The sequence below is a fragment of the Rhizobium sp. CB2179 genome (genome assembly GCF_057653455.1).
Genome location: NZ_JBYGKR010000003.1, coordinates 178,063 through 203,443, shown reverse-complemented (window position 1 = coordinate 203,443; position 25,381 = coordinate 178,063). Strand labels below are relative to the sequence as shown.

Sequence of the window (25,381 nt, the reverse complement as noted above, 5' to 3'; positions counted from 1 at the left end):
ACATCGCCGAGCGGCCGGGCGCACAATACCAAAGACAACTCCAGTGTAAATTCACAAATACTGCCAAAGACGTACACTTAGTTATTACCTCTTCTGCAGCACGCATGTCGAAATAGTAGCGGGTCATGCATCCTCTGCGCAGCCTTAACCTCCTCGAGGCTGAAGGGATTCTGCGTCGACGCCATTCCAAATTGCCGCTTCGGCGGCGCTTGATCGATTCCGCGGAAGCGATGGCGGTATCGTTCGGGGTCACCGCGGCGGCCCGCGAGGCCGGAGCAATCGAAGGGTCCATTGCAGTTTTCCTTGCGAGATCCGTATATAGAACCAGTTTCCGTATATGCAGGAACCTATTGTAAAATTAGGTCTGTTTCCGTATATACAATATCCATGAAGATCACCTACGACGAAGCAAAGCGCCGGACCAATATCGAAAAGCACGGGCTCGACTTTGCCGATCTCGATCTGCCTTTCTTTGCAGGCTCCGTTGTCGTCCCGGCCAAAGGCGAACGCCTCATGGCCATCGGTGTCTTTCGTGATGGCGTGATTGCCGTCGTGTTCGTCACCCTCGGCTCTGAAGCCATTTCGGTAATCTCCATGCGCAAAGCCAGCCGTAAGGAAAGGAGCATCCTATGACCCGCATCGCAGATAGTGTTCTGAAAATCTCCGACGCTGAAGAAGCGAAGATCCAGAGGCAAATCGCCAGCGATCCCGACGCCCCAGAGGCGACGGATGAACAGTTGGCCAAGGCCAAACCTTTTGCCGAAGCCCTTCCCGAGTTGGCCGAGTCCATCAGGAAGAACCTGGGCGGCCGGCCTAAGTCCAATAATCCTAAGGTCGCCGTGAGCATTCGGCTCGATCCAGAAGTCGTCGATGCTTTCAAGGCCAAAGGCGAAGGCTGGCAAAGCCGGATAAATGAGACACTGCGGAAGGCGGTAGGGCTATAGCACTCCGCGGCCGTTTATCATTGCCCCGCAAATGCAGGCTTGAGCTCGGCGCGAAGGGTGGTAATAACCCGTCCTGCTTCTTCCTGGGTGAGGCCACACGGCAAAAGCGATTGATCATCGAGCGCAAGACCGGCTGCGAGATTTTCAGGGAAGGCGACTTCCGCGCCGGCTCTGACAAGAGCCCTGAATCCCAATCATAGGACGTACTGACCAGACAGGGGATGGTCATCTGCTGATCGCTCGCAAACTTCACGATTCGTTCGACGGCGAAGTGCCGATCAAAAGTGATGACGATAAGCCTGGGTTCATGGGGTGGCGTGGCTGGCAACGACCGCGTCAACTTCATCGATACTCCGATTTCGCCGATGCCGCGCGTGCCGCTCTTCAAATGAGCACATTCATTGGCAGCTATCATCTGACTGGCCCCGGCACGGTATTCGCCGCCGCGGCCATCATAGTCACTTCGCTAGCCGGGCTCCTGCTGAGTCGCGGGAAGTTCAATCAGGAATGATGGACTATCATTTTCGTGCGAGCATCGAGTATCTTCCGGCCACTGCTGACCTCATTAGCCGATTTCCTCTTGCTCTTGCCCAGCCAGCAGATCGATGAGCACGGCTGTGCTCGTTATAGGAACATGTCGAGGATGGGCAAGTAGAAGGAACCTGTTCGCAGGTGCGGCCGCTGGGTGCGGCCTGAGAAGGATCCAGCCCGCCAAGGCGATCAGGAGGATCGCGGCGACGGCGAGCGTAGACTCCGACCTTGCGACGGAGCCCTGCGGTTCGCGATCGTGCTCGCCTTCATTTGCCCCACTCTCGATCGATCCGACCCTCTTCAGCTTTGTGGAAGTACTGCGAGCAGACCAGCCATCCTTTCAGAGGCCTCAACAACAATATGCATGCCAGCCCGGTCAGTGGAACCGTCAGGACCAGATGGACCCAGAGGTGAACGTCGAAGGTGAACTGAAGCCATAGAGCAAAGGCAAGCGCGGGAACCGCGACGATGCTCATGGCGAAGAATGCCGGCCCGTCCGCCGGGTCCGCGAAGGAGTAGTCCAAGCCGCAGACTTCACAGGCCGGAGCGAGGGATAGAAGGCCATTGAACAGATGTCCCCGCTGGCAACGTGGGCAACGCCCTTTGATACCAGTTAAAGCGGGGACTGTCGTTTCGTCGTATTCCGTTTTCATCTCCGGATTCCCTCGATCGCGCGGTCAAAGGCGGTTAGTGCCCCCTACTTAGGCGGTAATGTAGAAGCGAACTCTTGGCGGGACGTCGGGTTCCAATCGATCATTTCGTAGAAGGTCTTCGATCCGCCGAGGGTTGCCGGAGAGCTTGCATGGGAACGAACAGCGGAGTCCGCTCGTCTCACTGTGTCGATTGGTTTTGCCAGCGCGCCCTTAATTTTGAGCAATTGGCTAAGCCCACCAACGCTTGAACATCTCCAGGGCATGACCTGTATGTATTTTAGGCACGCTGATTATTTCATCAGCAAACCGCAAAAAGCGGCTTTTTTTGGCAGCTTTTGCGATTCCTTTGGCCGAAATTGAAACCCTCGCCGCATTGCGCAATTTCGCAAGTTTACCTGTAATGCCGGTCAAGCGATCGGGACAATTCACCCTTCGTAACACCGAAAACTTGCATAGCGACCCCTCTGCCGGCCTGCAATCGCGGGAGTGGCGAAGCTGTGCCAGACGCGGAGACGGCAGCCATGTCGAAGTTGAAAACCACCATACTCACGGGCTTCCTCGGAGCCGGTAAGACGACGCTACTCAATCGGATTCTTTCGTTCGAGAGCAGCGAGCGCGTCGCCGTCATCGTCAACGAATACGGAGAAGTGGGCATCGACGGCCAACTTGTCGTGCAGACCAACGATCAGATCGTGGAACTGAACAACGGATGCATTTGCTGCACCGTCCGCGACGACCTCATCGCGGCGATTAGAGCCCTGCTTCAGTCGGGCCGCCAGATCGATCGTTTCATCATCGAGACGTCGGGACTAGCCGATCCGGCGCCCGTCATCCAGTCCTTCATCCTCGACGACGTCCTGTCCGCCCGATTGGAACTGGACGCGATCGTCACCGTAGTCGACGCCCGACACATAGAAGGACAACTCGCGCAAGAAGAAGCAGTCGAACAGATCAGCTTTGCCGACGTCCTGCTGCTGAATAAGGTTGATCTCGTCGACGAGGATCATCTTCTACAAGTCGAGCGGGATCTAAGGCGACGAAATCCCCTGGCCCGGATCATCCCGACCAAGGATTGCGGCGTCGCATTTGAAGATGTCGTGGGCATCGGCGCGTTCGACTTGAAGAACGTGCTCGAAATCGATCCGCAGATCCTGGAAGAACAGGAGCACGAGCACGATCAAACTATCGGGTGCGTAGCTTTCCGCGAGCCAGAGCCTCTCGATCCGGTGGCGCTCAATAGCTGGCTGACCCGCCTGGTGCAGGACATCGGAGCCGACCTGTTTCGGATGAAAGGCGTGCTCAGCTTCGCTGGGGAAGCCAGGCGATATGTCTTGCATGGCATCCACATGACCTTGGAAGGCCGGCCGGGAAAGGTCTGGCAACCGTCCGAGATTCGCTCAAGCGACATCGTCTTCATCGGTCGCAACCTTGACGAGGAGATGCTGCGAGCGGGGTTCGAGCGCTGCATCGTACCACGCCAAGCCCTGGCGTCCTGACCCATTCCCCGCTTTCACACAAGGAGACACGACATGCCCCCTCTCGTAGCAGCAATGATCAGCCTTGGCGTCCTGGGCGCCATAGACACCTATATCACCGCTACCGTCTTTCCTGTTCCGGTGTGGGTGACGTTCATTGCATGGGCGTCTTTTTATGCCTGCGGCGGCGGGCAGCATGGCCTCGTCAAGAGCATCGTGTCCAACTGGACCGGTATCATCATCGCGTCGCTAACGCTGCTGGTGATCCAATACGGACCGCAGCATCCGATCTTTGTCGCCTTACTCGTCGGCCTCGGCACCTCGGCCATGGTGATGGTGTCCTCCATCAAGATACTGAACTTCCCGCCGGCCATCGTATTTGGCTTCGCGTCGTTGGTCGGCACGACGGCCGCCACCAATACATCTGTCGTCACGTCAGGAATGAACCATCCAACCCTCGTCGCCATGGCCGCAATGCTGCTCGGCGGCGCCTTTGGCCTTCTGTCGGAAATCGGCACGTCGCTACTCTCCACCAAGCCCGCCACCGCGTAGCCACACCAATCGCTCAAGAGGAAATTTCGATGAAGCTCCAACACTATCTCGGCGGCCTTGAAGGCCTTGGCCCGGTCAGCACGGAAACACGTGTCTTCGTGGAGACATGGGAGACCCGCATCTTCGGTATCCACACCGCAATGATGGCCCTGTCCTCTCAGCTCTCGCTTCCGGCGACGCCGTCCGCATTCTCAAGCATCTGGACCTGGGCGGACCTGCGCAAGGGTGCGGAATCTCTCAACCCCTTCGACTACTTCAAATACCGATACTACGAGAAATGGCTCGGCGGCATTTCCGGCTACTTCATCGACAAGGGCTACATCACCGCCGAGGAACTCGATGCCCTGACGGAGGAATACTACGCTGATCCCTCGATACCCGTGCCGACGGCCGGCGACCAGGCGATCGACGATCGGGTCGTTCAATATCTCGTCGAAGGCGACAGCCCCAAGCGCGAGGCGGAGGTATCCTTCGATTTCACCGTTGGCGACCTCGTCTCGATCAGGAATGTCCCATCGGTCGAGCACACCAGGCTGCCTGGCTTTCTTCGGGGTAAGACGGGAACCGTCGAGACTGTCTACGACGGCGCCTACGTCTACCTCTGTGACACGGGAACGGACGGGATCGGCGCGGCGATGCCGGTCTACTGCATCCGTTTCGAGCCCGAGGAACTCTGGCCCACCAACGCCGAGACGAACTTCAGCCTCTACGCGGATCTCTACGCCCATTACGTGGAATCCCCACGCGCCGTCGCCGCCCAAGCCGCCTGACGCGCAAAGCAATAGGAGAACACTCAGATGATCGACCGCTTCAAATACCGCGAAGATCGCGAAGCCTACAGTGCCGCGCGCGTTAAAGCTCTCGAGGCCCTCCTGATCAAGAAAGGCATCATCACGGACAAGACCGTCGATACCATCCTGGATTTCTTCGAAACGAAGATGGGACCGTTCAACGGCGCCAAGATCGTCGCCCGCGCATGGCTCGACCCCGCCTTCAAGGACCGCCTGGTGGCCAATACCCCCGCAGCGATCGCCGAACTCGAGCTTCCCGAAGGGATGGCGGGCGCGGAGGGCGAACATATGCGCGCAGTCGCCAATTCTGCAGACGTCCACAACCTCATCATATGCACGCTCTGCTCCTGCTACCCTTGGCCAGTCCTGGGGCTGCCGCCGTACTGGTATAAGGATCCGACATTCCGCAGCCGCGCAGCTCGCGAGCCGCGCGCGGTCTTAAACGAGTTCGGTCTGCCCGTGCCGGAGACCATCGAGATCAAAGTCTGGGATTCCAGCGCGCAGATCCGCTGGTTCGTTATCCCGGAACGCCCGCCAGGCACCGAAGGGCTGACGGAGACGGAGCTTGAGGCTCTCGTAACCCCCGAAGCCATGATGGGCGTCGCCATCGCCAAGGCCGCTTGAGGCGGATGCGATGTTGACCCAGTTCGAACATTTCGCGGTTACGGAAATGATGGGGGAGCCCGACAACCCTCCCCGCGCCAACGGTTCCCTCTGCTTCGGTTCTCAATGGGAACGGTCCTCGTTCGGAATGGCGCTTGCCCTCGCAAAGAGCGGCGCCTTCGAATGGGACGATTTCCGAGACGAACTGATCGCGACGATCAAGGATTGGGAAGATGCGCATCCCATCGATCGCTCGAGCTGGAATTACTACGACCAGTTCCTGACAGCCCTTGAGAAGGCCATCGTGAAAGCTGGTGTCGTCGACCCTGAAGAGATCGTGGCCGCTCTGGCGGCCTGATCCCAGTCAAAACTTGCCAAATTGGCGCTCTACTCAAACACTTGAAAGGTATCAGGATGTCAATCTCAGCCTCCACTGCCATCGCGGCGCCAAACCTCACGACGTCGGCCGCGAAAATCCTCCAGGCTGCGACGGCGGTCTTCTTCGGTCTGGTGATCGTGGGATTCGTCGGGTTCTCGCACATCGAAATCGTTCACAACGCAGCGCATGACACCCGTCACGCCAATGCGTTTCCCTGCCACTGAGGTTTAATCTCATGTCGCTGTTTCGCTCGATCGTATTCACGGCGGCCCTTACGGGCGTCATCGTCGGCGGCGCCGTCAGCGCCGCCCAATTCGCTGGAACCAGCCAGTTGATCGCCAAGGCCGAGGTCTATGAAAAGGCGGGCGAAGCCACGGAAACGCCGGAAGTCGTTTCGCCCATGACGACACCGCACCCCCACGAAGCCGATCACGATCACAACGAAGCAGGCTGGGAGCCGTCAGACGGACTGGAGCGGATGACCTTCACGGTTGCAGCAAACATGCTGACCGCGATCGGCTACGCCCTGGTCCTGTGCGGACTTATCGCAATGCGTGGGAAGCCCGTCACCTGGCGCGACGGCTTGCTGTGGGGATTGGCCGGTTTCGCCTGCGTCATGCTCGCGCCTTTGATAGGTCTGCCGCCTGAGTTACCCGGAACGCCTTCCGCGCCCCTGGCCGACCGTCAGCTCTGGTGGATTGGAACCGCGTTGGCTACAGCAGTCGGTATCGGTCTAATTGCTTTCCAGCGAAAGCCATGGGCGGCAGCCGTCGCCATTGCGACCATCGCGGCCCCTCACCTGATCGGCGCTCCGGTCGCACCGGAAGGAATGCACCCGCTGGCCCCGGAGTCCCTCGAGCATCAGTTCGTAGCTGCCGCGGTGATGACGAGCCTCGTCTTCTGGGCTCTGCTTGGGTCCGTGAGCGGGGCGCTTTTCCGTCGATTTGAACGTACCGCATGAGCTCCGGCACGTTTTGGAACGCGGACCTCGACGCGTTGCAGTTCACCGCCTGTAACGGCGGGAACTGCCTCGTTCATCGAAGGGCGTTTCGCGCCGTGCTCCGGAAGTCTCCGCTCATGGAGGACTGTATCGCTTTCTACGCGGTGAACCAGGCGACCCTCCAAGCGGCTGCGACGGAGAAGATCGAAGAACATCGCATAGGCGACGGTCAGAGTTTCCACCTCAACAGCAGGCAGATCAGGCGCTGGCTAGTCATGACGAGACTGGCAGAAATCTTGCATGACCAGACATTGGACGGGCAACTAGGAGCGGAGTAGTCATGCGGATTGTCATCCTCGCGCCGCCAGGCGTGCAGTCGCTGGACATCGTCGGCCCTGCTGAAGTTTTCTGGGAGGCTGCGCGAAGGCTGGGCGACATGAGCGCCTACGATATACAGGTCATGTCAACCGGAGCGCGCTCGATCGCCGGAACCGGTCAGCTGAGGTTCATGGCGGATCGCACCATCTTCGACGAAGATGAGGAGATCGACACGTTGCTGGTCGCCGGAGATCCTGCTTTTCTCGAGATCGATCCAGAAGTCACTGCATGGCTTCGGCGCCGGGTTCCAGGCGTGCGGCGGTTCGGCTCGATCTGCACCGGAGTTTTCCTGCTTGCCGAAGCCGGGCTTCTCGATGGAAAGCGGGTGACGACACACTGGGAATGCGCGGCGAAGTTTAGCCGCGAGTATCCGGCGATCGATCTCGACGCCGATGCCATCTACGTACGGGACGGGTCGCTTATCACCGCCGCCGGTGTCACCGCCGGCATCGATCTCGCCCTTTCGCTTGTTGAAGAGGATCACGGCAAGGACGTAGCAATGATCGTCGCCCGTTACATGGTCATGTTCATGAAAAGACCTGGCGGCCAATCGCAGTTCAGCGCGCACCTTGTCGGGCAGATGTCCGAGACGACGTTGATACAGAAGGCTCAGGAGTTCGTGCTCGCAAATCTGAACGGCAACCTCGACGTCGAGAGTTTGGCGCAAGAGATTGGAATGAGCATCCGTAATTTTGCACGCGTCTTTCGCAAGGAGCTTGGAATCACGCCGGCCGATTTCGTCGCGGCCGCTCGGACGGACGCCGCACGGCGGCTGCTCGAGGACACCGTCCATCCGCTACAGAGGATCGCCACCATCTGCGGGTTCGCAGACGTCAACGCGATGAGGCGGGTCTTTACCAAGACGATCGGCGTGAGCCCGAACGATTATCGAAGCCGTTTCCAGGTATCATCCAAAACCATTTCCCAGCCGGCCTCCGACCGGCGCCCTGCTCGACAAACGATAGCCATGGACCTCGCACTAGCAATCTCGCATCCTCAAGAGGCATCAACGAGCGCAAGCCGACACACTTGAGGCGAGCTCGCCTTCGTCCGGTTCCGTCCGGGCCGATCGAGCTCAAATCCAGGCTGATATTCACGCCGCCGTTGAACATCGACAGGAACCCTTCTGCTTAAGGAGGTTAAGCCCGCAGGCGGCTGCCAGCTTCATCGCGATGAATTCGGCCTTCACCACGCTGTAGGTGTCGTTGATTGCCGGGAGTTTAGCGATGAATTTCTTCGTCCCGTCATTAATCAGCGGAAATTGAGCAGAAAGAGCTCGCAGAGAAGACCGGCTTGAACGTCAACACTATTCGGAACATGGAGAGTTTGGGAAACGGACCGATCGCCGGTCGTGCAGCAAACGTTCAGGTCGTTCAACGCGTCCTCGAAGCAGAGGGGATCGAATTCCTCAACCACGGTCGCCCGGGCGTCCGCGTGGTTGGTAAGGAATCGCATTGTCCTGCACATCGCGGAGCCCCTTGTACGACGCATGCCGCAGCTTCCCGTCATGGGTCCAGGCTCGATATTCAATCTCGGCAACAATCTTCGGATCGACGAAGACTGCATTTCGCTTCCGTCCTGTATCCACAGTAGCCTTGCCAATAATCAGCTTGTCCATCTGCTCCCGGAGCTCGGCGGCGGATCGTTCATTGAAGCCGGTCCCCACTCCTCCGACATAGACGAGGTCGTCTCCTTTGCGCGCGGCGAGCAGCAGCCGGCCGATCCCGGCGCGCGCTACTGTGGATCGCTCATAACCGACGATCACAAAACTGTCGCTCTGGATGCATTTGATCTTCAGCCAGTCTCCAAGCCGCCCGGAACGATAAGGCGCGTCCCGGCGCTTGGCTATGATCCCTTCCAACCCGTGTTCGCAGGCGCTTGCCAGCAGCTGATCGCCGTCGGCCTCGATCTCCTCTGAGAGCCGGATATCTCCCTGCTCGCCGGTTGGCACCAAATCCGCGAGCAGGTGCCGGCGCATGTCGAGTTCGGAATTCCTGAGGTCGTGACCGTCGAAATAGAGCAGATCAAAAGCCATGAAGATGGCGTCGCTTGACCTCTTCTTGCCGCCCCTGCCGCCGAGCGACTGTTGCAGCAGGCCGAAATCCGACCGGCCTTTCTCGTCGAGAACCACAGCCTCGCCGTCGAGGATTGCCGAGCCAACAGGAAGCCATAGGGCCGTTTGTTGGATTGCGGGGAAGCGATGCGTCCAGTCGTGGCCGCCACGCGTCAGGATGCGAATGCCCGTCGGCTCGACATGAACCGAAAGGCGATAGCCATCCCATTTCACTTCGAACGCCCATTGCGGCCCTTTGGGCGGCTTCGGCTTCAGGAGAGCGAGGCATGGATCGATGCGATCCGGCATGGGGTCGAGGGGACGGTTCGGCTGTGCGGGATTTCGTGGCTTGCTCGGCCGGGATCGAACCGACTTGTCAACATCCTGCAGGAGCGGCTTTGGTTTCGGCGGCTTTGTCATGCCGCCATCCCATCAGCAATGCCTTAAAAAGCAATTGCCCAATTCGTGTTATTGACTCCGCCTAAGTCGAGAACATTTTGCGACACGCTCGACGGTCGGAGGCTACCCGGTGCCAGATCAGTATCAACCAAAATACAAATGGCGCGAGACCTGGCCGGGAGAAGGACACCAAGACTTCAGCGGGTTCGACGGCGAGCAGTCCTTCGGCCGAATCCAGTTGGACCAAATGAGCCACGGCAAGATGGGGATGTGGAAGTGGAACATCACCCACATCCCTTGGGTGCGAGAGCATATCGCGTCTCATAGCGGATGGGAGGCAATGTCACGGGAGGCATGCCGGAGGGTCGAGGAGCACTACGAGAAATTGTTGGAATTGCATGGTCGGCCGAAAGGCTGATAAAAATTTTTCGGCATGGGAACTATTGGCTCCGCCGATCGTAAGGAGTCGGGCTGTGCAGAGATTGTTATGGCAGCCACCATACACTTCAATATGCGGTCCGCCGAACCCAAACTAGCCCCGTCCTACCTAAGGCGGGGCTTTTTTGGCCTTCGGCCCATTGGCTTCGACGTTCCAGGAGATGGGCTGAGCGACACCGGCAAGCCGGCGTTCCGCATTCACGGCCGATATTACCTTCAATGATGAGACGTGGACGTTGGCGCGTTTACCTGCAGCGAGTGAGGGCTATCAAACTTCGTGATCAGAAGCGTGACCAACTCCTCGCGCGTCCTGTGTCCTTGATTATAGAGGTCGACCGCCGCGCTGCAAAGCAGCTGCATTGATTGTTCCGTTGGCGAGGCGCGATTGTGCCGGCACCAAATCCGAATGGCATCCGAAAGCACGTTCACGTCGTCCATCTGGAGTGAGAGATTGAAGTCAGCCATATCATTCTCCTTGAGCGTCGCAACAGCTCGCCCGGATCGCGATAAGGAAACGGTAGTGCATTAACCTCCCAAGGCCAACCATCAGTACGGTTGCGGACGGTTGCCGCGAACCTCCGCCAAGTCACCGGCGATCCGCTTCTCTAACTCTTGTACGGAACCGCGCGCGGCGTCGACCTACTGGGGCTTCCACGCGGGACGGTGCTGAAGCTGGGTGCGGACGTCGAACTTGAGGTTACGGGTCTGCGCAACCCGTGCTCCCAGATCGACACGTTCCAGCCGGGGCTGCTCAAAACCGTTGTCAGCAAAGGGCCGAACGGCGAACTCGTCAGGAAGACGGGTGTGATGACGATAGTTCTCAAGGGGGGCGTGGTCGCGCCCGGCGACGCCGTTGTCGTCGAGCTGCCCGTCCCGCCGCTGATTCCGCTTGGGGTCGTTTAACGCCGGGTCTTCGTGTCGTCCCCGACCTCGCGCTCATCCGGCATCCTCGCCTACCGCGTCTGACCTTCGTTCATGTCACCGGGATCGTAGTTCAGATCCCATTCTTTCACCGGCTTCTTACCTGGCGGCGTCTTGTGCTCCGTCGCATCTTCCGATCCGGTGAGGACTGTCGGCTTGGCACTGGCCACGCCCGTCGCTTTTCTGTCGCCGATCGACTTGGCGAACTGGCCTTTGGCATCCTTCTCGACGTCGGACATCTCACTCGCCTTTCTGCTTCAGCCCGTCCGAGATCTTCTTGACCTCGGGGTCGGCATTGGTCTCGCCATTGGCGTCTTCCGCACGGTCGGGATCGTCCTTGGCGGGCAGATATCCTCGCGGCGTGTTTTCCTGGGGACCTTCCCATCGCGGCGACTGGTCCGTGGTGCCCGGTGCACCGTCCTTCGGCTTGTTCATTCCCATGATGCTTACTCCTTCTGCTAGGTAACCTTCGTCGTCAATGGATGTTCCCTTCTCCTCGTCGCCACGCCGGAACTTTGAGCGCCCACCCAAGGTTCGGTGTCGCGTTCAAACGAGGAGACCATCACCCTCCCTCCACCCGACGGCGAGCCGCGGTAGGTCTCGACGAGAAGGGGCTTCCGATCGCCTCGGTCAACCTGTCGTCGAGGTGACACCGGCGGCCTTATCAAACTTCAGTCGCATCTCCGACGCTGGTTGGGCGCACGGGGCGCCGGATCTCGGGGGCATCGAACGGCTACGACATCCTACGCGAAAAAGCACTTGACCGCATGCAAATCCGGCGCGTCGGGTGCAGTCCATGCTAGCTGAGAAACTCGTCGTTCCAGACCGGCACCGCAACCGTGCGAATCCGCTTCAGCCTGCGGACCTTCAGCGTTCCGTACTCGCTCCCGTGCGGGAAATGTAGCTTCATTTGCAGGTAGTTCTTCTTGCCACAGCCGTCGCACCTGAACTTCTGAAGCAGTCTGTCGAGGGAAAGGTTGCCGCAAAGCTCTTCGATATCCCTAGGGATATAGTTGTGGGTCACCCGGCAGAGATTGCATGTCACCACAAGTATCTGCCCCTGATCCGCGGCGGCCCTCACCGTCCAGAGCCGCAGCCGCTTGACCGGATGGATCTCAGGCATGGTCGGCGACGGGCGTCAACTTCCACCCCGAACCCGGCGGCCGCTTGCCCGCTTTTGCGACCCGGTAATCCAGCTCGATGGCCGCTTCCCTCGCCGCGTCCCTACTGTTGGTCGCCCAGACGGACACGACCAACCTGCCCGCTCGAAGCTTATACTTGTTTTTGGCGGGTCGGGAGCCTACGGCTTGGCCGGCGCGGAAACATCGCCGTGCAAACGCCTCGTCGTTGCTCTCGCGAATAGTCAGCGGAAGCGCAGACCACCAGGCGTCGAAGGCCGATTTCTTTTTTGCGGGTTTCTTGACATTGTCCAACATGGCATCGCTCCGACAAAGAAATGTTCCTTATTTGTTCCAATTCACTCCGGAGTCAATATCTGCACCGTAGCGGTCTACCAAGGAGGGGGGACGAGGAGGTCGGGAAGCGGCAGTCCTTGTCGCCGCCATCATAGAACCGATCGGTCGGCCTGTCAGCGGGCGTCTCAATTCCTCAGGCGCGGGAGAGACCGCTTTTGCGGCTCGACATAAGGAAGAATCATCGCATAGCCGCACATTGCCCGCCCTAGTCTGGCCGTGCCTGCGGATACTGGGCGTTCTGTAGCTCCTGCTTGACGTTCCATGCCGATGACGCCGATTGGCACGCCGCTAACAGATCCGCAACTATTGGGCCGTTGGCCGGAACCATCGAGAGCACGGCGGATTTCCTCCTACCGAGGCATGGAGTACAAGCATGGACAAGGACAAGACGGCCCAGGAGGCGATCGAGGAGACAGGGAAGAAGCAGGTCGATGGGCAGGGGCTACCGGCTGCCGGTCCACACGCGACTAAGGAACAGACGGACGAAAGCAAGACGCCTGGCACGGGCGCACTTCCCGACCGTGAAGACGAAAGCGTTTCTCCCGGCGGCGGCTGACCATCGCGCGATGGCGCCGGTGATCCTCCGGAGCCGCCTAGCCTTTCGAAACCCGCATCGCGCCGACACCCCCGTGACGCGCTGCAGACGTCTGCGTTGAGGTTTTGCACCGCTGGCATCGAGCGGACGGAGATCAACAGGGAGTGAAGTCCTTCGACGATCCTGGAGCGAGAACTGGGAGGATTTGCGGCCGATCACCGAAAAGGCAATGTCGGGCGAAACCGTCTACCACGAAGACTTTCCGCTCGAAACCACGCGACACGGGCAGGCTGAAACTGCGTATTTCACCTTCTGCTACAGTCCGATCCGTGATGAGAACGCCAAGGTTCTCGGCATGATCGACACCGTGATGGAGACGACGGAAATCGTGCGAGCGCGCCAGCGCCTTGTGTCGGAGTCCGAGCGCTATCGCCAGATGTTCGAGAACGCGCCGGGTTTCATGGCGATGTTGAGCGGACCGGAACACGTTTTCCAATACGTCAACCTGGCTTACTCGGAGCTGATCGGTTTCCGGGAGGCGGTAGGAAGGACTGTCGCAGAGGTTCTGCCGGAAGCGGTGGAACAGGGCTTCGCCGCGGCTCTGACCGAGATCGGGCAGACCGGAGAACCACATTCCGCACTCGGTGCGCTTCTAACGATCAAAGGGCCGGGCGGCGCCTCTTTCGACAGATATGTCGACTTCGTCTACCAGCCCATAAAAAACGCCTGCGGGGAAGTGACGGACATCTTCGTTTCACAGCCAACGTCTTTGAGCGTGGTGCTTCGTCGTGTGATGATCACACGAGTAACCGCGTAAAAACGCGTTACGCCGCTCAGCCGGCCTTAGTCGATGGATTGCCCCAGGCATGGCGCGGCATTGCCGGACATTGCGGTTTCGGGCGAAACTTCACCAGCACCTCGCGGCCATCAACTGAAGCCTGCGTGCGCTCGAGCGCGTCGCGTTCGGCAACCGCCTGGCGCCAGTGCTCGGCGTCGCGGCCATCAGGCCGGCCCTGTTCCTCCCAAATCGCGTAAGCTCTTTTGCTGATCCATTCGTGGCGTCTGTCGCTCATTTATCCATTCCATTCGATGCTTCGGCAATGCTATCCTGCGGGACCAGTCGGTCCTGCCGAACCCGTAGGCGGCGCTTGGCTGCCATCAGCAAGTCAAGTTCGATCGAGGACGGCCCGAATCGGGCGAACAGGGTTTTTGCCTGCTCGTCCTTCAAGCCATATTTGGTAGCGAATTCATCAAGGGTATAGGGGCGGCCGCGCAGCATTCTGCTCCGGCGCTCCGGTTCACGGATTTGCGTCATTGGTAGTAACCCCAGTGTGTTTTGCAAATGCAAGAACAAATAATGGGGGCGGAAGTTCCGCCAGTTTTCAGCGTTTTTTCGTCCGGTTATGTCGTCATTTGGCTGCTATGTCACAAACGAAAAAAGCGCCCTCCCGATCAAGGAGAGGGCGTTTAGAAGTGGCGTGTGTTGCTATACAGCGAACAGCAATATTGTATCGGCGACGAAATTCGCGATGCTTGCTTAGGGGCTGTTGAGAATCATCTTGAGTTTATGACGGCTGCAGCGAGGTGAATGATTGCGCTGAAACTTTGGTCGGTTTTGTCCGCTCGCATTGCAATGCGTTTGAACTCTTTGAGTTTGCAGAAGAAATTCTCGATGAGGTGCCGCCATTTGTAGATTTCGCTGTCGAGTGGAAGAGGTGCTTTTCGTCGTGGATGCTGGGAGATGACGACCTTAGCTCCACGCTCGTTTAAATCAGCGACGATTTGGTTGCTGTCGAAGGCCTTGTCAGCGATCAGCCCGTCAAAACCAATGCCATCGATGAGCGGAGCAATGCCCACCGTGTCGAAGCGATGACCGGGCAGAAGAACAAAGCGTACGAGATTTCCAAGTGCATCAGTCAACGCAAGGATCTTAGTCGTCATGCCGCCCTTCGAACGACCTATAGCCTGGCTCTGAGTCCCCCTTTTGAGCCCTGTCCGTGGCGGTGGACCTTGTCGATGGTGGCGTCAACCATGGCATATTCCATGTCAGGCTCATCTGAGCAGACCTCAAAAAGCCTTGTGAAAACATCGGCTTTGACCCAATCGCGATACCGTTTGTAGATCGTGTTCCAGTTTCCAAAAACCGTGGGGAGATCCCGCCATGGGCTTCCTGTACGCACAATCCAAAGAATTGCCTCGATGAAGCCCGGTTGTTGCTGCCACTTCGGCCGGGATCAGACGGCTTGCCGTGGCAATGTGGTTCCATTTTCGCCCATTGGGCGTCCGTCAGCACAAATCGTTCCATCTGCAGCTTGAATCACAAACAAGCCCCAGAAGAAACCCTGAACCTCAACAGCCCGTAGCCGGCGGTGTTTGGATGGCGCGAATTAAACAATCCCTGCGACACCATATTCAGGTAATCGCCGTAATGGTCACGAAGTCGATCATGGGAGGATCATTTAACAATACCAAGTCCCTCACCGCCAGACGGATAGTTGCTGCTTCACGTCCGTATCATCGGCAAGGCTACAGGGATCTCCGGTTTGCAACAGGACGTCGCCCCCTCCGGCTTTGGCCGACCGACCAAAGCAGAGTGGTTGAGTGTACCCACTCGAAAGCGGCATACTGCACGGGTGTCGTGGGTTCAAATCCCACCCTCTGCGCCATTAACCTCATCCAACTATATGCATTTTTTGCGAGTGGATGACGCCTGTTGCTGGCTTCGATCCTGAGAATTGCGCTTAACGCTAACCTAGCCGTCTGAACCGCCGAGATCCTGAGCGAACCGTTCCAGGTCTCGGCACAGCGTGTCCGCGAAAGCGATCGACTGCGACGTATCCGTTGACCGCCGCACGAGCTCTACGACCTCAAGCACAAGGACCTGGGCTTCCCGGCTTGTGATCAGGCCTTTCTTGAGCATGACCTTCGTGTTGGCTATGAAGATCGCGTTAGCAAGGGACAAGGCTGTCACTGCTGTCGCAGTGATCACAGATGCACCGCCATTTGGCGTATTATGGCTCATTGGTAGTCTCCTGGATGCCAGGGAATATAGCCATGGCGTTGCTCGGATGAACAGTAGACGCGTTCGGTAGTGTTTCCTGTCGGCCCGGCCGGAGGCGCGGAGCGCAGCGAAGAGTGCGTGCTGCGCTTCATGAGAGCTCAGAAGTGGAATGCCACCGACGCCGTGCAGAGATTGTTATGGCAGCCTACCATACACTTCAATATGCGGCCCGCCGAAACCGCAGCCCAGTGCGAGGGCAACCGGTTGAGAGCGCTCACCTGCTTTTCGACTTTCGTTAGGTGCCAGAGATCGTCCGCATCAAGGAATGCCACGAATCGACCTGATGACGCCTCGATCCCAGTGTTCCTCGCGGCGGCAACACCGCAGTTGGGGGTAGACAGAAGGCGGATTCGTGAGTCCGACATCGCCATCTGCTCGAGGAGTTTTGCCGTGTGGTCCGTGGAACCGCCGTTGACAACGATAATCTCCAGGGCGTCGTAGGTCTGGCGCACGGCGGACCGAAGCGTGCGCTCAATATAGGTGGAAGCATTGAAGGCTGGGATAACTACTGAGACCAGAGGCCGGTCAGAATGAAACGTGTCGCGTCGATCCTCATCTGAAAGCATTGCAGATCTCTCGCCACGTCATCCAGAAAGCTACTTTCGTACAGGTGAAGGGACTGCTTTTTGATTTCTCCCGTTTCGTACATTCAATTCGGAGCTCGCGACTCCCCGCCGCCGACATTGTTGGAACGCCGTCTGCCAGCCTACGCTCTAACTTTGTTCTGCGGGCGCAAACGGACTTTGATCCGACGTAGACCCTCTACTTTCGTAGAAGAGGGTAGATCTGTCAGCCGCACGTTGGTGAAAAACTGAAGCGTTCGGGCCTGGCGTCAAGATCTGGTCCTTCGACACTTCGTTCACGCTGGTCGCTGCCGGGGAGCGGGCGCGCGATCTCGGTGAGGCATCCGGATCTCGGACCTTAGTTGGGCATGCTTGAGACTGAAGTCCTACACATGGAACGGCTTGTAGCGGGGAGTGTTTTCGATTTGCGACGCCAGAGAGCGCCGCGCCGATTGTAGCCGCCCTGGAGACGAAACATGCGTCTGCTCATCGTTGAAGACGAACCGGGAATCGCTCTGGTGATCGAGGATGTCGCGATCGACGCCGGATTCGAAATCACTGGCATAGCGGGGAACATGTCAGAGGCTCTGGAGCTCGGTTCCGAAGCAGACATCGCCATCATCGACATCCGGCTTGGGGATGGACTGACCGGGCCGTCCATTGCCCGCGCCCTCTTTTCCGGGTTCGGACTTGGTGTGGTGTATTTCACCCTGAACCCCGGCCTTGTCGAAAACCCGGAGGGCCGAGCTGTCGTCACCAAACGGGCGAGCCCCGAAAGAATAGTGGACGCGTTGTCTATGGCAGCCAAGAATGCAAGAAAGCATTGCGTCGCGAGCAGGCCCACCTTCCGCTGAACGCTTGAGGCGCGGTTGATCGGTTTCCTCCACCCGAACCCAATGCTGCCGACACTATTCCTTCGTCGGTCAAAGATGCACCTCCCCACTCCGCAATCATATGAAGCGGCTATGCTCGAATTTTTCAACGAAGGCTCCCCTCGGGGAACTCCCCACGACGCCCAACATGGATCGACATTCACCAGGGAGGTTCTGACCGGATACAGCAACAAACTCCCTGGTGTCCTCTCAACAAGGGTGAGGAAAATTTAAGCGAGATAGCGCCGAGGGAAGAGGGAACGCTCCGATCAGCCCGTCATGAATGGCGGCCACCAAGAAGTTGATGCCCGCGGCAGTCTGCTCCGCAGCCCATGACACATGGCCAAGAGAGCGGAGAAAGGCCCTGCCAATCGCCTCTCTTGAGCTGCTGTCGCGCTGTCATCGTCAAGCGCCTCCGGCCGCGATCAGCGCATCCCGTGCGGCGCGAAAGGCATCCTTCAGCGCTTTTTGACCTTCGAGCCCCTCAAAGGCATAGCTATTGAGAAACTGACGTCCGGCGAACAGGTTGCGGTCCACGGGGCTCAGCTCGGCTTCCGCGCAGACCGCTGGCCAGTTTGCGGCAATCATCGTGACCTGGTTTTCAATCAGCGCGGCAGCTTCCGCCTCTTTCAAGTGATAATCCGGCGCGCTAGCTAGCAAGGTGGCGAGGGTGCTGGCGCGGCCATCGCCCTTGATCAGCATGGCCTGCGTGGCCTCGTTACCCGTGCGTCTCTGGGGGCAGATATCATAGGCCGGCGTCAGAGTGAGCATTCGGCCGTCCCAGAAGGCGGCATGATTGCGGGCATGGTCGTCGGTGTTGCCGCACAGCACGTTGAAGCAAATCCGCCCGTAGAGTTCCTTGAGGGTATCCTTGGGTGCCGTGAAGCGGCGACGGATCAGCTCGGCCAAGTCTTCGTAAGAGGCATAGCGCGCCATCATCTCATCAAGGCCCAGCATGGTCAGGGCCGAGACCATGGCGTGCCTCCTCCAGCCATCCGTTGTGTGCGTGCGGTCAAAGCGCTCGATCAGCAGCAAGTCCTTTTGCGCGGCGCGGGTCATCGCCACGGACGCCGCGTTTAGCCCGCAGGCGGCTGCCAGCTTCATCGCGATGAATTCGGCCTTCACCACGCTGTAGGTGTCGTTGGTTGCCGAGAATTTAGCGATGAATTTCTTCGCCCCGTCATTGATCAGCACCTTGGGGCGCGCGCCGCCGATCGAGGTGCCATGGTTGAGGGCTATTTCGAGCGCCGATGGCAGGGGGACGCCTTTTTCGATGAGGGCGGCAGCTTCCATGAGTTCGCCGAGCGATGCCTGTGCGGCATGGCGGGGGACATACTCAGTTGCCGAGGCCTGAAAATCGAGAGCACCAATCCGGTCGGAGCCGGACTGGAGCAGATAGGTAAGTTCGCTGATCTCAGGCACGCCGGCAGCGTCGGGCTTCTTGCCCGTCAGTCTGTTGATGATAACCCGGCGGCCCCAGGCATCGGGCGAGCAGTCGCGAATGCAGCTCGCCATCGACAGGCCGTTGATCGGCGCGATAATGCCTTCCTGGAGCGGTAACTCCGGCTCATAGACGGAAATGGCGTTTTCGCGGCGGCGGTAACTGGCGCCATAGGTGAAGAGCAGGCGCTCGCCATTCTGGTCGAGGCGGCCCGCCACCACCGGTTCCGTTGCCCCCGGCAGCCACATCCAGACAAAGGCTTCCGTGGCGTCCGCCTTAGAAGTCATCATCGACCTCCTTCACCGTGTGGCGGACACTCTTGGGCAGCAGGGCCAGTTTTTCATCGAGACGGGTATTGTGCATCTGGAGACTGCGCTCGTCATAGTCGAACAGGCGCATGCCCACGAGGGACGCTACTTCAAAGACGATGCCGATCTCAGGACCGGGCGCACCTTTTTCGATGCTGGACAATGTCGTCCGGCTGATGCCGGCACGGTCGGCCAGTTCCTGCGCGGTCAGGCCGCGCTCGGCGCGCCCGACGCGGATCAGCTTGCCGAGCATGGCGAGCGCCTGATGCGTCACTCTGGAGTAGCTTCTCTGACGGGGCACTGTTATGACCCATGTTGTTCATCTGAGTGGACAAGAGTTGCTCCCGTCCTTGCGGACATCATGCCATGGCGCTTGGTGTGAAGTCAAGTTTTGTTCATTTAAATGGCCATATCGCCAGTTTGTGTCCAGAATTTTGCGCATGGACGGGTATTAAGCAAGGAGTCTCCCGTGACTCGCAAATACATGCTCACCGAGGCTGGGCTCGATGCTTGGCAGCAACAAGCGGCAAGATGACGTGGCTGGAGGCGCACATGAAAACACCTGATACCGCTGCTCTGCTTGAGGACGCCGCCGACCGGATTGCGGACATCTCCCGGCCGGACTTACAAATCCTGCTTCGTCGCGCCGCGCTCCTATTGCGCAATGCAGGATCGATCACCTTCGAAGATGATACGGACGCAGCTTTGCGAGACCTATCCGGCGAACTCGGCATGACGCGCAACGACACGATCAGGTTTATCGTTCGGGAGTGGATGGAGAAGAACACCTATCTGCCGGTGCGCAGCCTCGACGAGGACGGCGATGTTGATGGGAATGGTTGACGGGCGTTATACTTGACAGAATCCGCCCACCCCCACTACGAAGTGCCCGCCCCCGATCGAGTTTTTCAGGCATTGTTTCGGGGCAAAAGGCTGAACGTAAATGATGTTTAAAAGTTTTGCCGGGGTTGATCTTTTCTTTCGCCTTCAAAATCAGAACTTTATCAAACGATATGAGAGCCATATTAGCGGTCCGCCCCTCGATATGGCTATTTGTCTATGTCGATCTTGTTTCTTTGGCTGACCAGAGGATCCGTACTGGATTACATCGCCCCGCAACTAAGATACATGTTGGTTATTCTACCCAAATACTACTATGAACTGCCATGGCTGGCCGAAAACCATCCAGAACAGGTCGCCCTTTACACATGTCTTTCGTTTTCTCTGATCACCTTTACGGTCGTGAAGACACTATTGTTTTCGGTTTATATAATTTCCTCGCAATTGAGCCGAGAGATTATAGTTGCCGATCTAAAAAACTTTTTTAAAACGGACTTGGTATATTTGCTCACCTTCGTTGTTTTAATTATTCTCATCCCTTTGCCGATCTACGGTGCAGGCGCTTCGACAACAGTTGTCGGAAATGCGTATTCCCTCACCTTTTTCAATATACTTTTTCTAAAGATGCTGAGCGGTGGGATCTCGTCGACCGTTTTGCTAGCCAAGAGAATCAAAAGGCCGAACAGAAGCGATCAAGTGGAAGTTACTAGCAACGACTGAGGGGCTGTTTGCCGAGCGACGAGACGCATTCGACTGGCCGGTGTTGGACCTTAGCGTATGTCGTCCAACTCATAAATCGCCAGTTGATCAGCGGCTTCGCGCAACCCCTTATAAGACGCGTGCCGTAGCTTCCCGTCATGCGTCCAGGCCCGATATTCGATCTCGGCAACCAGCTCCGGACGGACGAAGACGGCATTTCGCTTCCTCCCGGTATCGACAGCGGGCTTGTTGATGATCAGCTTGTCCATCTGCTCCCGGAGCTCCGCGGCGGAACGTTCGTTGAAGCCGGTTCCAACGCCCCCAACGTAGACGAGCTCGTTTCCCTTGCGCGCGGCGAGCAGCAGCCGCCCGATCCCAGCTCGCGCAACTGTGGATCGCTCATAGCCGACGATCACAAAACTGTCGCTCTGGACGCATTTGATTTTCAGCCAGTCGCCGAGCCGGCCGGAGCGATAAGGCACGTTCCGGCGCTTGGCGATGATACCTTCCAATCCGTGTTCGCAGGCGCTTGCCAGCAGCTGATCACCGTCGGCCTCGATCTCCTCCGAGAGCCGGATATTGCCCAGCTCGCAGGCCGGCACTAGATCCTCGAGCAGATGCCGGCGCATGTCGAGTTCGGAAGTTCTGAGGTCGTGACCGTCGAAATAGAGCAGATCGAAGGCCATGAAGATGGCGTCGCTTGACCTCTTCTTGCCGCCCCGCCCGCCCAGCGATTGTTGCAGCAAGCCGAAATCCGACCGGCCCTGCTCGTCGAGAACCACGGCCTCGCCATCTAGGATTGCCGTGCCAACCGGAAGCCACAGGGCCGCTTGTTGAATTGCCGGGAAGCGATCCGTCCAGTCGTGGCCGCCGCGCGTCAGGATGCGAATGCCCGTCGGCTCGATATGCACTGCCAGGCGATAGCCATCCCATTTCACTTCGAAGGCCCATTGCGGCCCTTTGGGCGGCTTCGGCTTCAGGAGAGCAAGGCATGGATCGATGCGATCCGGCATGGGGTCGAGGAGGAGGTTCGGCTGGGCAGGATTTCGCGGCTTGCGCGGCCGCGATCGAACCGGCTTGTCAGCATCCTCCAGGAGCGGCTTTGGTTTTGGCGGCTTTGTCATGCCGCCATCAAATCAGCAATGCCTTAAAAAGCAATTGCCTAATAAGTGTTATTGACATTCGGCTAAGACGAGAAGGGGTCTGAGTAGCAACGGAGCAGATACCTGCATAAGATTTCACGCGCCATGCCCATCGGGGATTGACGGATCGCGCAGCGGTCGGAGTTCCCCACGTGCGACAAATCCGGCAGTGTGGTGCGTATCTACCGACCATGTTGATATGTTTGAGCCCGAGGGCCGACAGTTTATCGGCTATAGGTTTCTGCACGGGTATTTATTATGCGGGCCCTTCTAACGGCTTTGCGATCGGCTCCACATCAACGCATTAAACCCGGGTTCGTTGGAGCGGAAGCGGCGGCTGGAATCGACCCATTTCTGTCATTCGGAGCCAGTTCGTGGATTCCCGAAAGCTGCCGCTTATCACAACAGAGCGATGCCAACTTCGCGCTACCGGCGCTCTTCCGTGCCCGACAGCCCCTGCGGCGAGGCAGCTTTTCCGCTTATGAGGCTTATGCCGCACTTGGCCTTGACCGCTTGCCCCGCGCGTTGGAAGAAACGGATTTCCGTGGCGATGCTTTCGCGGAACGGATCGGTTTGGTTGAAGTAGTCGCGGTCCAGACCGAGCTTTGCACCGTCTGCATCGCCCTCGTAATAGGTGCCGAACAAATGATCCCAGATCGGGAAATAATTGGCGAAATTCTTGTCGTGATGTTCCCGCACTCGAGAGTGATGGATGAAGTGGTCGCGTGGTGACTGGATCACGTATTTGCCAAACCAGCCATGCCAGGGAATGGCACTGTGCTTGACCAGACCAATGGCGCCAAAGGTGATGGTCACGAAGGCAAATTCGGCCGTTGGCAGGCCGATAAGCAGCGCCGGAACGACCATGATGGCCATGTTTATGGCCTTCTCCAGCGGATGCTCCCGCGACGAAGTCAGCGCGTTGAATTCTTCGGCTGCGTGGTGAAATTCGTGCAGCCGCCATAGTACGGGCAGCCGGTGCATCAACCGATGCTGCCAGTAGCTCAAGAAGTCCGACAGGACTAGGAACAAGAGAACATGTGCCCAGCTTGGCAGCCTCCCGGCAAGGTCCAGGTGGGGGGCATCCTGAGCCGCGCGGGTGATGGCATAGGACAGACCAAATGACGCAAGCGCCGCAAATAGCGTAATCATTCCCGTCGCCTGAAGGACGAAATAGACGATATCGGTGATTGTGGATTTGCTGCGTTCGAAGAAAACCCGACGGAAACCGGAATTGCCGAACCCCACATAGGTGAGTTCCACCGCGAAAACCGTCAGAACCAGGCCAATGGAAATGGCGAAGCTGAGCGCCATTGCCTCACCATTCAGATAGTAAGTTTTGTAAAAAAAGCCTCCAAGCTTGTGCAGGCAGTATTCGACGACCAGCTCCATGGCGCTGCTCCAAAACACGAACTCGTACAGCTTAGTCCTGACGATGCGCGTTTGCCAGATTGCTCAAAGGACGATCAGGGGGCGTCCTTTTGATGTATTGCCAGCGGTGGAAGTGCAGTCCCGGGAGGTATGCCGGAGGGTCGAGGAGCATTATGAAAACTGCTGGAATCACATCGCCGGCCGCAAGGCCGATAAAAAATCTACGGGAGGGAACAATTCGGCTCCGCCGATCGTAAGGAGTCGGGTCGTGCAGAGATTTGATATGGCAGCCACCCTACACTTCAATGCGCGGCCCACCGCAACCCAAACTCGCCCCGTCCTACCTAAGGCGGGGCTTTTTTTGGCGTTTCGGCCCATCGGCTTCGACATTCCAGGAGGTTGGATGAGCGACACCGACAATCCCGCCCCCTTCTGTGCCGAGTCGCTGGTGGTGCTTAGAGCACTTCCCTCATAATCTTACGAACAGGAACAGGTGCTCAGGTGGAGCTAGAGGCGGCCGAGCTTTGATCGCGCCTTTGCTCGACACTACTTCCAGGAGTTCTTGCCGATATTCTCTTTTCCGTTCAACACGGTAACCGACTTAGGACCTGTTTTATTCCAGGTCTCACATACCTCTTTCCCAGCGTCCGTTCCGCCCTTCCACGTGCGGCAGAACTTGTTGCCAGTAATCTGCCACACGCCGTCAATGGTGATCACATCTCCGGAATCGAGTTTGACCGAACCATGTGCGGTACCGTCCTTGAGAACCGAAAGCTCGCCGTTGTAGCCTTCTTTTGGCCCGCCCAGCACAATCACCTTGCCGTCCGAAAGCAGAGCTTGAAGCTCTTTTCCAGTCATCGCGGTAGCAGCAATAGCTTGCGCTCCGAGAAACAATACGGATAGTCCAGTTAATAGAATTCTACGCATGCGCCATTCTCTCCGAGTTTTGACAAGCAACATTGTCATCCAATTCATATGAACCACAAGTTGGCGGCTGTCACGTCCCAGTTTTGTGGCCGCTACATCTATAACAAGACGGCGGCGTACTTCTGAGAGAGATATCAAATCGAGGCATTGCGAACTTCGGGAAATGTTTATCGCTGAACTATCTGCTATGGCTGATGTCAGCTCGTCCCCGTCCCGCGGGTCCAAATCGCAATCCCACCTAACCAGTCGCAGCGACGCATGAGAGAAGCTGCAGCTTTTTCTGAGCTCAAGCCTGCCTGATGGGAAATCCGACGAGCCGTTCGTATTCGCGCTCAGGAACACCATAGGAGCCACCGGCTATGTCCTCCAGCTTCGGCCTGTCCAGGATCCGAATATTCCCGCGCGTGGCCTTGATGGCGTGCACGCCCTCGAGGATGTGAATTTCATTGGTGACCCCCGCACGCCGGACGCCGAGCATAAGCGAGAGGAACTCGTGGGTGAGAGGCAGATTCTTGTCCCGCAGCCGGTCGTGGCACATCAGCAGCCATCGCGCCAGCCGTTCAGGCATGTTGTAGCGGGCATTGGCAAGGGCGGAATGGGCAAGCTGCAAATCGCAGCAATGCGCATATCTCAGAAGCAGGTCGTTGGCCGACGGAACCCGTTCCGCCATGGAAAGAAGCGCGGATACCGGCACCGAAATTCCGTGCCCCTCGGCCTGCATGAAGGTCCTGTTCGGAGTTTGGTTGACCTTCAGCAGCACATGAGCCCCAGCCATGCCCTCATATCCGACATGCCCGACCTCCACGGATTCGTCATCAGCGTTGGTGGCAACAACTGATGCCAAGCCGCTTTCCAGGAAGTAGGCAGCCTCGCTTGGCACATCCGGCGCGATAACTTCCAATTTCGCCGGAAGCGCTACCGGCTGCATCGCGGCCCGCAGCAGATCGAACGCTTCGGGCTCGAGCGCTCTCAGAAGTAGGTTTCGAACATCAGACTGCGAAAAGTCGGACATGGCCCAGCCTCCGGCGGGATTGAGCCCGATCTCATGTCGACGTCACGGGGACGCGTCAGCAATGTTAAGCTTATGGGT

At 58.1% G+C, this 25,381-nt stretch carries 32 protein-coding genes and 4 pseudogenes; 16 read left to right on the top strand and 20 right to left on the bottom strand.

The features are described 5' to 3' along the window. Positions 1-219: 219 nt before the first annotated feature. Positions 220-292: pseudogene (locus tag AC244Q_RS29395) on the bottom strand (spike base protein, RCAP_Rcc01079 family); the annotation flags it as partial. Between the two features lie 95 nt (positions 293-387). Between AC244Q_RS29395 and AC244Q_RS29390 the strand changes: the two are divergent. Both AC244Q_RS29390 and AC244Q_RS29385 read left to right on the top strand, forming a co-directional pair. Beyond that, entirely contained in the window at positions 388-633 is a 246-nt protein-coding gene (locus tag AC244Q_RS29390; protein WP_128405703.1) for a BrnT family toxin, read from the top strand. After that, on the top strand, positions 630-944 hold the full coding sequence (locus tag AC244Q_RS29385) for a BrnA antitoxin family protein (protein ID WP_003554323.1): 315 nt from the start codon (positions 630-632) through the stop codon (positions 942-944). Before AC244Q_RS29390 ends, AC244Q_RS29385 begins: the two co-directional genes overlap by 4 nt. A gap of 797 nt (positions 945-1,741) precedes the next feature. Here the strand turns inward: AC244Q_RS29385 and AC244Q_RS29380 are convergent. Further along, positions 1,742-2,128, bottom strand: a complete 387-nt coding sequence (locus AC244Q_RS29380; RefSeq protein ID WP_003554325.1) for a DUF983 domain-containing protein — start codon at positions 2,126-2,128, stop codon at positions 1,742-1,744. A gap of 228 nt (positions 2,129-2,356) precedes the next feature. Beyond that, positions 2,357-2,539: a hypothetical protein gene (locus AC244Q_RS29375; protein ID WP_128405702.1), complete on the bottom strand. Its 183-nt coding sequence runs from the start codon at positions 2,537-2,539 to the stop codon at positions 2,357-2,359. A 110-nt stretch (positions 2,540-2,649) separates the two neighbouring features. On the opposite strand from AC244Q_RS29375, the gene AC244Q_RS29370 reads away from it, so the two are divergent. The 8 genes from AC244Q_RS29370 (at position 2,650) to AC244Q_RS29335 (ending at position 8,279) form a co-directional block, all read left to right on the top strand. Next, positions 2,650-3,624 carry a CobW family GTP-binding protein gene (locus AC244Q_RS29370; RefSeq protein ID WP_003554327.1) on the top strand — a complete coding sequence of 325 codons (975 nt, stop codon included), beginning with the start codon at positions 2,650-2,652 and terminating at the stop codon, positions 3,622-3,624. A 33-nt stretch (positions 3,625-3,657) separates the two neighbouring features. Further along, entirely contained in the window at positions 3,658-4,155 is a 498-nt protein-coding gene (locus tag AC244Q_RS29365) for a DUF1097 domain-containing protein (protein ID WP_003554329.1), read from the top strand. Between the two features lie 29 nt (positions 4,156-4,184). Then, positions 4,185-4,925, top strand: a complete 741-nt coding sequence (gene nthB / locus AC244Q_RS29360; RefSeq protein ID WP_003554331.1) for a nitrile hydratase subunit beta — start codon at positions 4,185-4,187, stop codon at positions 4,923-4,925. Positions 4,926-4,952: 27 nt separating this feature from the next. Then, on the top strand, positions 4,953-5,570 hold the full coding sequence (gene nthA / locus AC244Q_RS29355) for a nitrile hydratase subunit alpha (protein ID WP_017996632.1): 618 nt from the start codon (positions 4,953-4,955) through the stop codon (positions 5,568-5,570). Between the two features lie 10 nt (positions 5,571-5,580). Then, positions 5,581-5,907, top strand: coding sequence for a nitrile hydratase accessory protein (locus tag AC244Q_RS29350; RefSeq protein WP_012763449.1), 327 nt, complete (start codon positions 5,581-5,583; stop codon positions 5,905-5,907). 56 nt (positions 5,908-5,963) lie between these two features. Continuing rightward, positions 5,964-6,152, top strand: a complete 189-nt coding sequence (locus AC244Q_RS29345; protein ID WP_003554337.1) for a CbtB domain-containing protein — start codon at positions 5,964-5,966, stop codon at positions 6,150-6,152. An 11-nt stretch (positions 6,153-6,163) separates the two neighbouring features. Next, positions 6,164-6,889: a CbtA family protein gene (locus AC244Q_RS29340; RefSeq protein ID WP_012763450.1), complete on the top strand. Its 726-nt coding sequence runs from the start codon at positions 6,164-6,166 to the stop codon at positions 6,887-6,889. A gap of 319 nt (positions 6,890-7,208) precedes the next feature. Continuing rightward, on the top strand, positions 7,209-8,279 hold the full coding sequence (locus tag AC244Q_RS29335; protein WP_003554342.1) for a GlxA family transcriptional regulator: 1,071 nt from the start codon (positions 7,209-7,211) through the stop codon (positions 8,277-8,279). A gap of 375 nt (positions 8,280-8,654) precedes the next feature. Here AC244Q_RS29335 and ligD (AC244Q_RS29330) read toward each other — a convergent pair whose 3' ends face one another. Beyond that, positions 8,655-9,719 carry a non-homologous end-joining DNA ligase gene (ligD, locus tag AC244Q_RS29330; RefSeq protein ID WP_128405701.1) on the bottom strand — a complete coding sequence of 355 codons (1,065 nt, stop codon included), beginning with the start codon at positions 9,717-9,719 and terminating at the stop codon, positions 8,655-8,657. A 109-nt stretch (positions 9,720-9,828) separates the two neighbouring features. Here ligD (AC244Q_RS29330) and AC244Q_RS29325 point away from each other — a divergent pair, with 109 nt between their 5' ends. After that, entirely contained in the window at positions 9,829-10,116 is a 288-nt protein-coding gene (locus AC244Q_RS29325) for a hypothetical protein (RefSeq protein ID WP_003554348.1), read from the top strand. A 236-nt stretch (positions 10,117-10,352) separates the two neighbouring features. Here AC244Q_RS29325 and AC244Q_RS29320 read toward each other — a convergent pair whose 3' ends face one another. Next, positions 10,353-10,601, bottom strand: a complete 249-nt coding sequence (locus AC244Q_RS29320; protein ID WP_128408201.1) for a hypothetical protein — start codon at positions 10,599-10,601, stop codon at positions 10,353-10,355. A gap of 156 nt (positions 10,602-10,757) precedes the next feature. On the opposite strand from AC244Q_RS29320, the pseudogene AC244Q_RS29315 reads away from it, so the two are divergent. Beyond that, positions 10,758-11,039: pseudogene (locus AC244Q_RS29315) on the top strand (MOSC domain-containing protein); the annotation flags it as partial. A 50-nt stretch (positions 11,040-11,089) separates the two neighbouring features. On the opposite strand, the gene AC244Q_RS29310 reads toward AC244Q_RS29315, so the two are convergent. The 4 genes from AC244Q_RS29310 to AC244Q_RS29295 form a co-directional block, all read right to left on the bottom strand. Continuing rightward, positions 11,090-11,296 carry a hypothetical protein gene (locus AC244Q_RS29310; RefSeq protein WP_003554353.1) on the bottom strand — a complete coding sequence of 69 codons (207 nt, stop codon included), beginning with the start codon at positions 11,294-11,296 and terminating at the stop codon, positions 11,090-11,092. Position 11,297: 1 nt separating this feature from the next. After that, positions 11,298-11,498, bottom strand: a complete 201-nt coding sequence (locus tag AC244Q_RS29305; protein ID WP_003554355.1) for a hypothetical protein — start codon at positions 11,496-11,498, stop codon at positions 11,298-11,300. Between the two features lie 358 nt (positions 11,499-11,856). Continuing rightward, on the bottom strand, positions 11,857-12,180 hold the full coding sequence (locus AC244Q_RS29300; RefSeq protein ID WP_003554357.1) for a hypothetical protein: 324 nt from the start codon (positions 12,178-12,180) through the stop codon (positions 11,857-11,859). Further along, complete coding sequence (locus tag AC244Q_RS29295; RefSeq protein ID WP_003554359.1) at positions 12,173-12,493, bottom strand: hypothetical protein; 321 nt, start codon at positions 12,491-12,493, stop codon at positions 12,173-12,175. The genes AC244Q_RS29300 and AC244Q_RS29295 overlap by 8 nt, the downstream gene beginning before the upstream one ends. Before the next feature lie 412 nt (positions 12,494-12,905). Between AC244Q_RS29295 and AC244Q_RS29290 the strand changes: the two genes are divergently transcribed. Together AC244Q_RS29290 and AC244Q_RS29285 are read left to right on the top strand one after the other, a co-directional pair. Beyond that, a complete protein-coding gene (locus AC244Q_RS29290; protein WP_003554361.1) occupies positions 12,906-13,088 on the top strand; it encodes a hypothetical protein in 183 nt (60 codons plus the stop codon). 184 nt (positions 13,089-13,272) lie between these two features. Next, positions 13,273-13,884, top strand: coding sequence for a PAS domain-containing protein (locus AC244Q_RS29285; protein WP_003554362.1), 612 nt, complete (start codon positions 13,273-13,275; stop codon positions 13,882-13,884). A 16-nt stretch (positions 13,885-13,900) separates the two neighbouring features. Here AC244Q_RS29285 and AC244Q_RS29280 read toward each other — a convergent pair whose 3' ends face one another. The 5 genes and pseudogenes from AC244Q_RS29280 to AC244Q_RS29260 form a co-directional block, all read right to left on the bottom strand. Then, the gene (locus AC244Q_RS29280) at positions 13,901-14,140 is read right to left on the bottom strand and encodes a DUF2934 domain-containing protein (protein ID WP_003554363.1); all 240 of its coding nucleotides are present in this window, start codon (positions 14,138-14,140) and stop codon (positions 13,901-13,903) included. Then, positions 14,137-14,382 carry a hypothetical protein gene (locus AC244Q_RS29275; protein WP_003554365.1) on the bottom strand — a complete coding sequence of 82 codons (246 nt, stop codon included), beginning with the start codon at positions 14,380-14,382 and terminating at the stop codon, positions 14,137-14,139. The genes AC244Q_RS29280 and AC244Q_RS29275 overlap by 4 nt, the downstream gene beginning before the upstream one ends. Positions 14,383-14,621: 239 nt before the next feature. Next, positions 14,622-15,372 (bottom strand): annotated as a pseudogene (locus AC244Q_RS29270) (IS5 family transposase). A gap of 447 nt (positions 15,373-15,819) precedes the next feature. Further along, positions 15,820-16,089, bottom strand: a complete 270-nt coding sequence (locus AC244Q_RS29265) for a hypothetical protein (RefSeq protein ID WP_012763454.1) — start codon at positions 16,087-16,089, stop codon at positions 15,820-15,822. A gap of 215 nt (positions 16,090-16,304) precedes the next feature. Further along, positions 16,305-16,694, bottom strand: a pseudogene (locus AC244Q_RS29260) (glycosyltransferase family 2 protein); the annotation flags it as partial. A 473-nt stretch (positions 16,695-17,167) separates the two neighbouring features. Here AC244Q_RS29260 and AC244Q_RS29255 point away from each other — a divergent pair. Next, positions 17,168-17,545 (top strand): response regulator, encoded by a 378-nt coding sequence (locus AC244Q_RS29255; protein WP_003554372.1) that lies wholly within the window; start codon positions 17,168-17,170, stop codon positions 17,543-17,545. A gap of 423 nt (positions 17,546-17,968) precedes the next feature. On the opposite strand, the gene AC244Q_RS29250 is transcribed toward AC244Q_RS29255, so the two are convergent. Both AC244Q_RS29250 and AC244Q_RS29245 read right to left on the bottom strand, forming a co-directional pair. Then, complete coding sequence (locus AC244Q_RS29250; protein WP_128408202.1) at positions 17,969-19,291, bottom strand: type II toxin-antitoxin system HipA family toxin; 1,323 nt, start codon at positions 19,289-19,291, stop codon at positions 17,969-17,971. Beyond that, a complete protein-coding gene (locus AC244Q_RS29245) occupies positions 19,281-19,565 on the bottom strand; it encodes a helix-turn-helix transcriptional regulator (RefSeq protein WP_003554377.1) in 285 nt (94 codons plus the stop codon). The genes AC244Q_RS29250 and AC244Q_RS29245 overlap by 11 nt, the downstream gene beginning before the upstream one ends. Before the next feature lie 299 nt (positions 19,566-19,864). On the opposite strand from AC244Q_RS29245, the gene AC244Q_RS29240 reads away from it, so the two are divergent. Continuing rightward, a complete protein-coding gene (locus AC244Q_RS29240) occupies positions 19,865-20,155 on the top strand; it encodes a hypothetical protein (protein ID WP_003554378.1) in 291 nt (96 codons plus the stop codon). Between the two features lie 767 nt (positions 20,156-20,922). On the opposite strand, the gene ligD (AC244Q_RS29235) is transcribed toward AC244Q_RS29240, so the two are convergent. From ligD (AC244Q_RS29235) to AC244Q_RS29220, 4 genes are all read right to left on the bottom strand, one after another. Then, positions 20,923-21,975, bottom strand: coding sequence for a non-homologous end-joining DNA ligase (gene ligD, locus AC244Q_RS29235; protein WP_003553081.1), 1,053 nt, complete (start codon positions 21,973-21,975; stop codon positions 20,923-20,925). Between the two features lie 444 nt (positions 21,976-22,419). Beyond that, positions 22,420-23,385, bottom strand: a complete 966-nt coding sequence (locus AC244Q_RS29230) for a sterol desaturase family protein (protein ID WP_128408203.1) — start codon at positions 23,383-23,385, stop codon at positions 22,420-22,422. 525 nt (positions 23,386-23,910) lie between these two features. Continuing rightward, positions 23,911-24,291, bottom strand: a complete 381-nt coding sequence (locus tag AC244Q_RS29225; protein WP_012763459.1) for a hypothetical protein — start codon at positions 24,289-24,291, stop codon at positions 23,911-23,913. A 286-nt stretch (positions 24,292-24,577) separates the two neighbouring features. Then, the gene (locus AC244Q_RS29220) at positions 24,578-25,303 is read right to left on the bottom strand and encodes a Crp/Fnr family transcriptional regulator (RefSeq protein ID WP_003553084.1); all 726 of its coding nucleotides are present in this window, start codon (positions 25,301-25,303) and stop codon (positions 24,578-24,580) included. Positions 25,304-25,381: the final 78 nt, after the last annotated feature.

Coding starts and splice junctions, on each gene's coding strand:
- AC244Q_RS29275 (WP_003554365.1), bottom strand. CDS start 14,382: ATGACGCAAATCCGTGAACCGGAGCGCCGGAGCAGAATGCTGCGCGGC.
- AC244Q_RS29320 (WP_128408201.1), bottom strand. CDS start 10,601: ATGGCTGACTTCAATCTCTCACTCCAGATGGACGACGTGAACGTGCTT.
- AC244Q_RS29240 (WP_003554378.1), top strand. CDS start 19,865: ATGAAAACACCTGATACCGCTGCTCTGCTTGAGGACGCCGCCGACCGG.
- AC244Q_RS29305 (WP_003554355.1), bottom strand. CDS start 11,498: ATGGGAATGAACAAGCCGAAGGACGGTGCACCGGGCACCACGGACCAG.
- AC244Q_RS29310 (WP_003554353.1), bottom strand. CDS start 11,296: ATGTCCGACGTCGAGAAGGATGCCAAAGGCCAGTTCGCCAAGTCGATC.
- AC244Q_RS29255 (WP_003554372.1), top strand. CDS start 17,168: ATGCGTCTGCTCATCGTTGAAGACGAACCGGGAATCGCTCTGGTGATC.
- ligD (WP_128405701.1), bottom strand. CDS start 9,719: ATGACAAAGCCGCCGAAACCAAAGCCGCTCCTGCAGGATGTTGACAAG.
- AC244Q_RS29245 (WP_003554377.1), bottom strand. CDS start 19,565: ATGCTCGGCAAGCTGATCCGCGTCGGGCGCGCCGAGCGCGGCCTGACC.
- nthB (WP_003554331.1), top strand. CDS start 4,185: ATGAAGCTCCAACACTATCTCGGCGGCCTTGAAGGCCTTGGCCCGGTC.
- AC244Q_RS29220 (WP_003553084.1), bottom strand. CDS start 25,303: ATGTCCGACTTTTCGCAGTCTGATGTTCGAAACCTACTTCTGAGAGCG.
- AC244Q_RS29280 (WP_003554363.1), bottom strand. CDS start 14,140: ATGAGCGACAGACGCCACGAATGGATCAGCAAAAGAGCTTACGCGATT.
- AC244Q_RS29370 (WP_003554327.1), top strand. CDS start 2,650: ATGTCGAAGTTGAAAACCACCATACTCACGGGCTTCCTCGGAGCCGGT.
- AC244Q_RS29290 (WP_003554361.1), top strand. CDS start 12,906: ATGGACAAGGACAAGACGGCCCAGGAGGCGATCGAGGAGACAGGGAAG.
- AC244Q_RS29250 (WP_128408202.1), bottom strand. CDS start 19,291: ATGACTTCTAAGGCGGACGCCACGGAAGCCTTTGTCTGGATGTGGCTG.
- AC244Q_RS29380 (WP_003554325.1), bottom strand. CDS start 2,128: ATGAAAACGGAATACGACGAAACGACAGTCCCCGCTTTAACTGGTATC.
- nthA (WP_017996632.1), top strand. CDS start 4,953: ATGATCGACCGCTTCAAATACCGCGAAGATCGCGAAGCCTACAGTGCC.
- AC244Q_RS29265 (WP_012763454.1), bottom strand. CDS start 16,089: ATGAGCCATAATACGCCAAATGGCGGTGCATCTGTGATCACTGCGACA.
- AC244Q_RS29295 (WP_003554359.1), bottom strand. CDS start 12,493: ATGTTGGACAATGTCAAGAAACCCGCAAAAAAGAAATCGGCCTTCGAC.
- AC244Q_RS29350 (WP_012763449.1), top strand. CDS start 5,581: ATGTTGACCCAGTTCGAACATTTCGCGGTTACGGAAATGATGGGGGAG.
- AC244Q_RS29340 (WP_012763450.1), top strand. CDS start 6,164: ATGTCGCTGTTTCGCTCGATCGTATTCACGGCGGCCCTTACGGGCGTC.
- AC244Q_RS29230 (WP_128408203.1), bottom strand. CDS start 23,385: ATGGAGCTGGTCGTCGAATACTGCCTGCACAAGCTTGGAGGCTTTTTT.
- AC244Q_RS29335 (WP_003554342.1), top strand. CDS start 7,209: ATGCGGATTGTCATCCTCGCGCCGCCAGGCGTGCAGTCGCTGGACATC.
- AC244Q_RS29390 (WP_128405703.1), top strand. CDS start 388: ATGAAGATCACCTACGACGAAGCAAAGCGCCGGACCAATATCGAAAAG.
- AC244Q_RS29300 (WP_003554357.1), bottom strand. CDS start 12,180: ATGCCTGAGATCCATCCGGTCAAGCGGCTGCGGCTCTGGACGGTGAGG.
- AC244Q_RS29345 (WP_003554337.1), top strand. CDS start 5,964: ATGTCAATCTCAGCCTCCACTGCCATCGCGGCGCCAAACCTCACGACG.
- AC244Q_RS29225 (WP_012763459.1), bottom strand. CDS start 24,291: ATGCGTAGAATTCTATTAACTGGACTATCCGTATTGTTTCTCGGAGCG.
- ligD (WP_003553081.1), bottom strand. CDS start 21,975: ATGACAAAGCCGCCAAAACCAAAGCCGCTCCTGGAGGATGCTGACAAG.
- AC244Q_RS29385 (WP_003554323.1), top strand. CDS start 630: ATGACCCGCATCGCAGATAGTGTTCTGAAAATCTCCGACGCTGAAGAA.
- AC244Q_RS29365 (WP_003554329.1), top strand. CDS start 3,658: ATGCCCCCTCTCGTAGCAGCAATGATCAGCCTTGGCGTCCTGGGCGCC.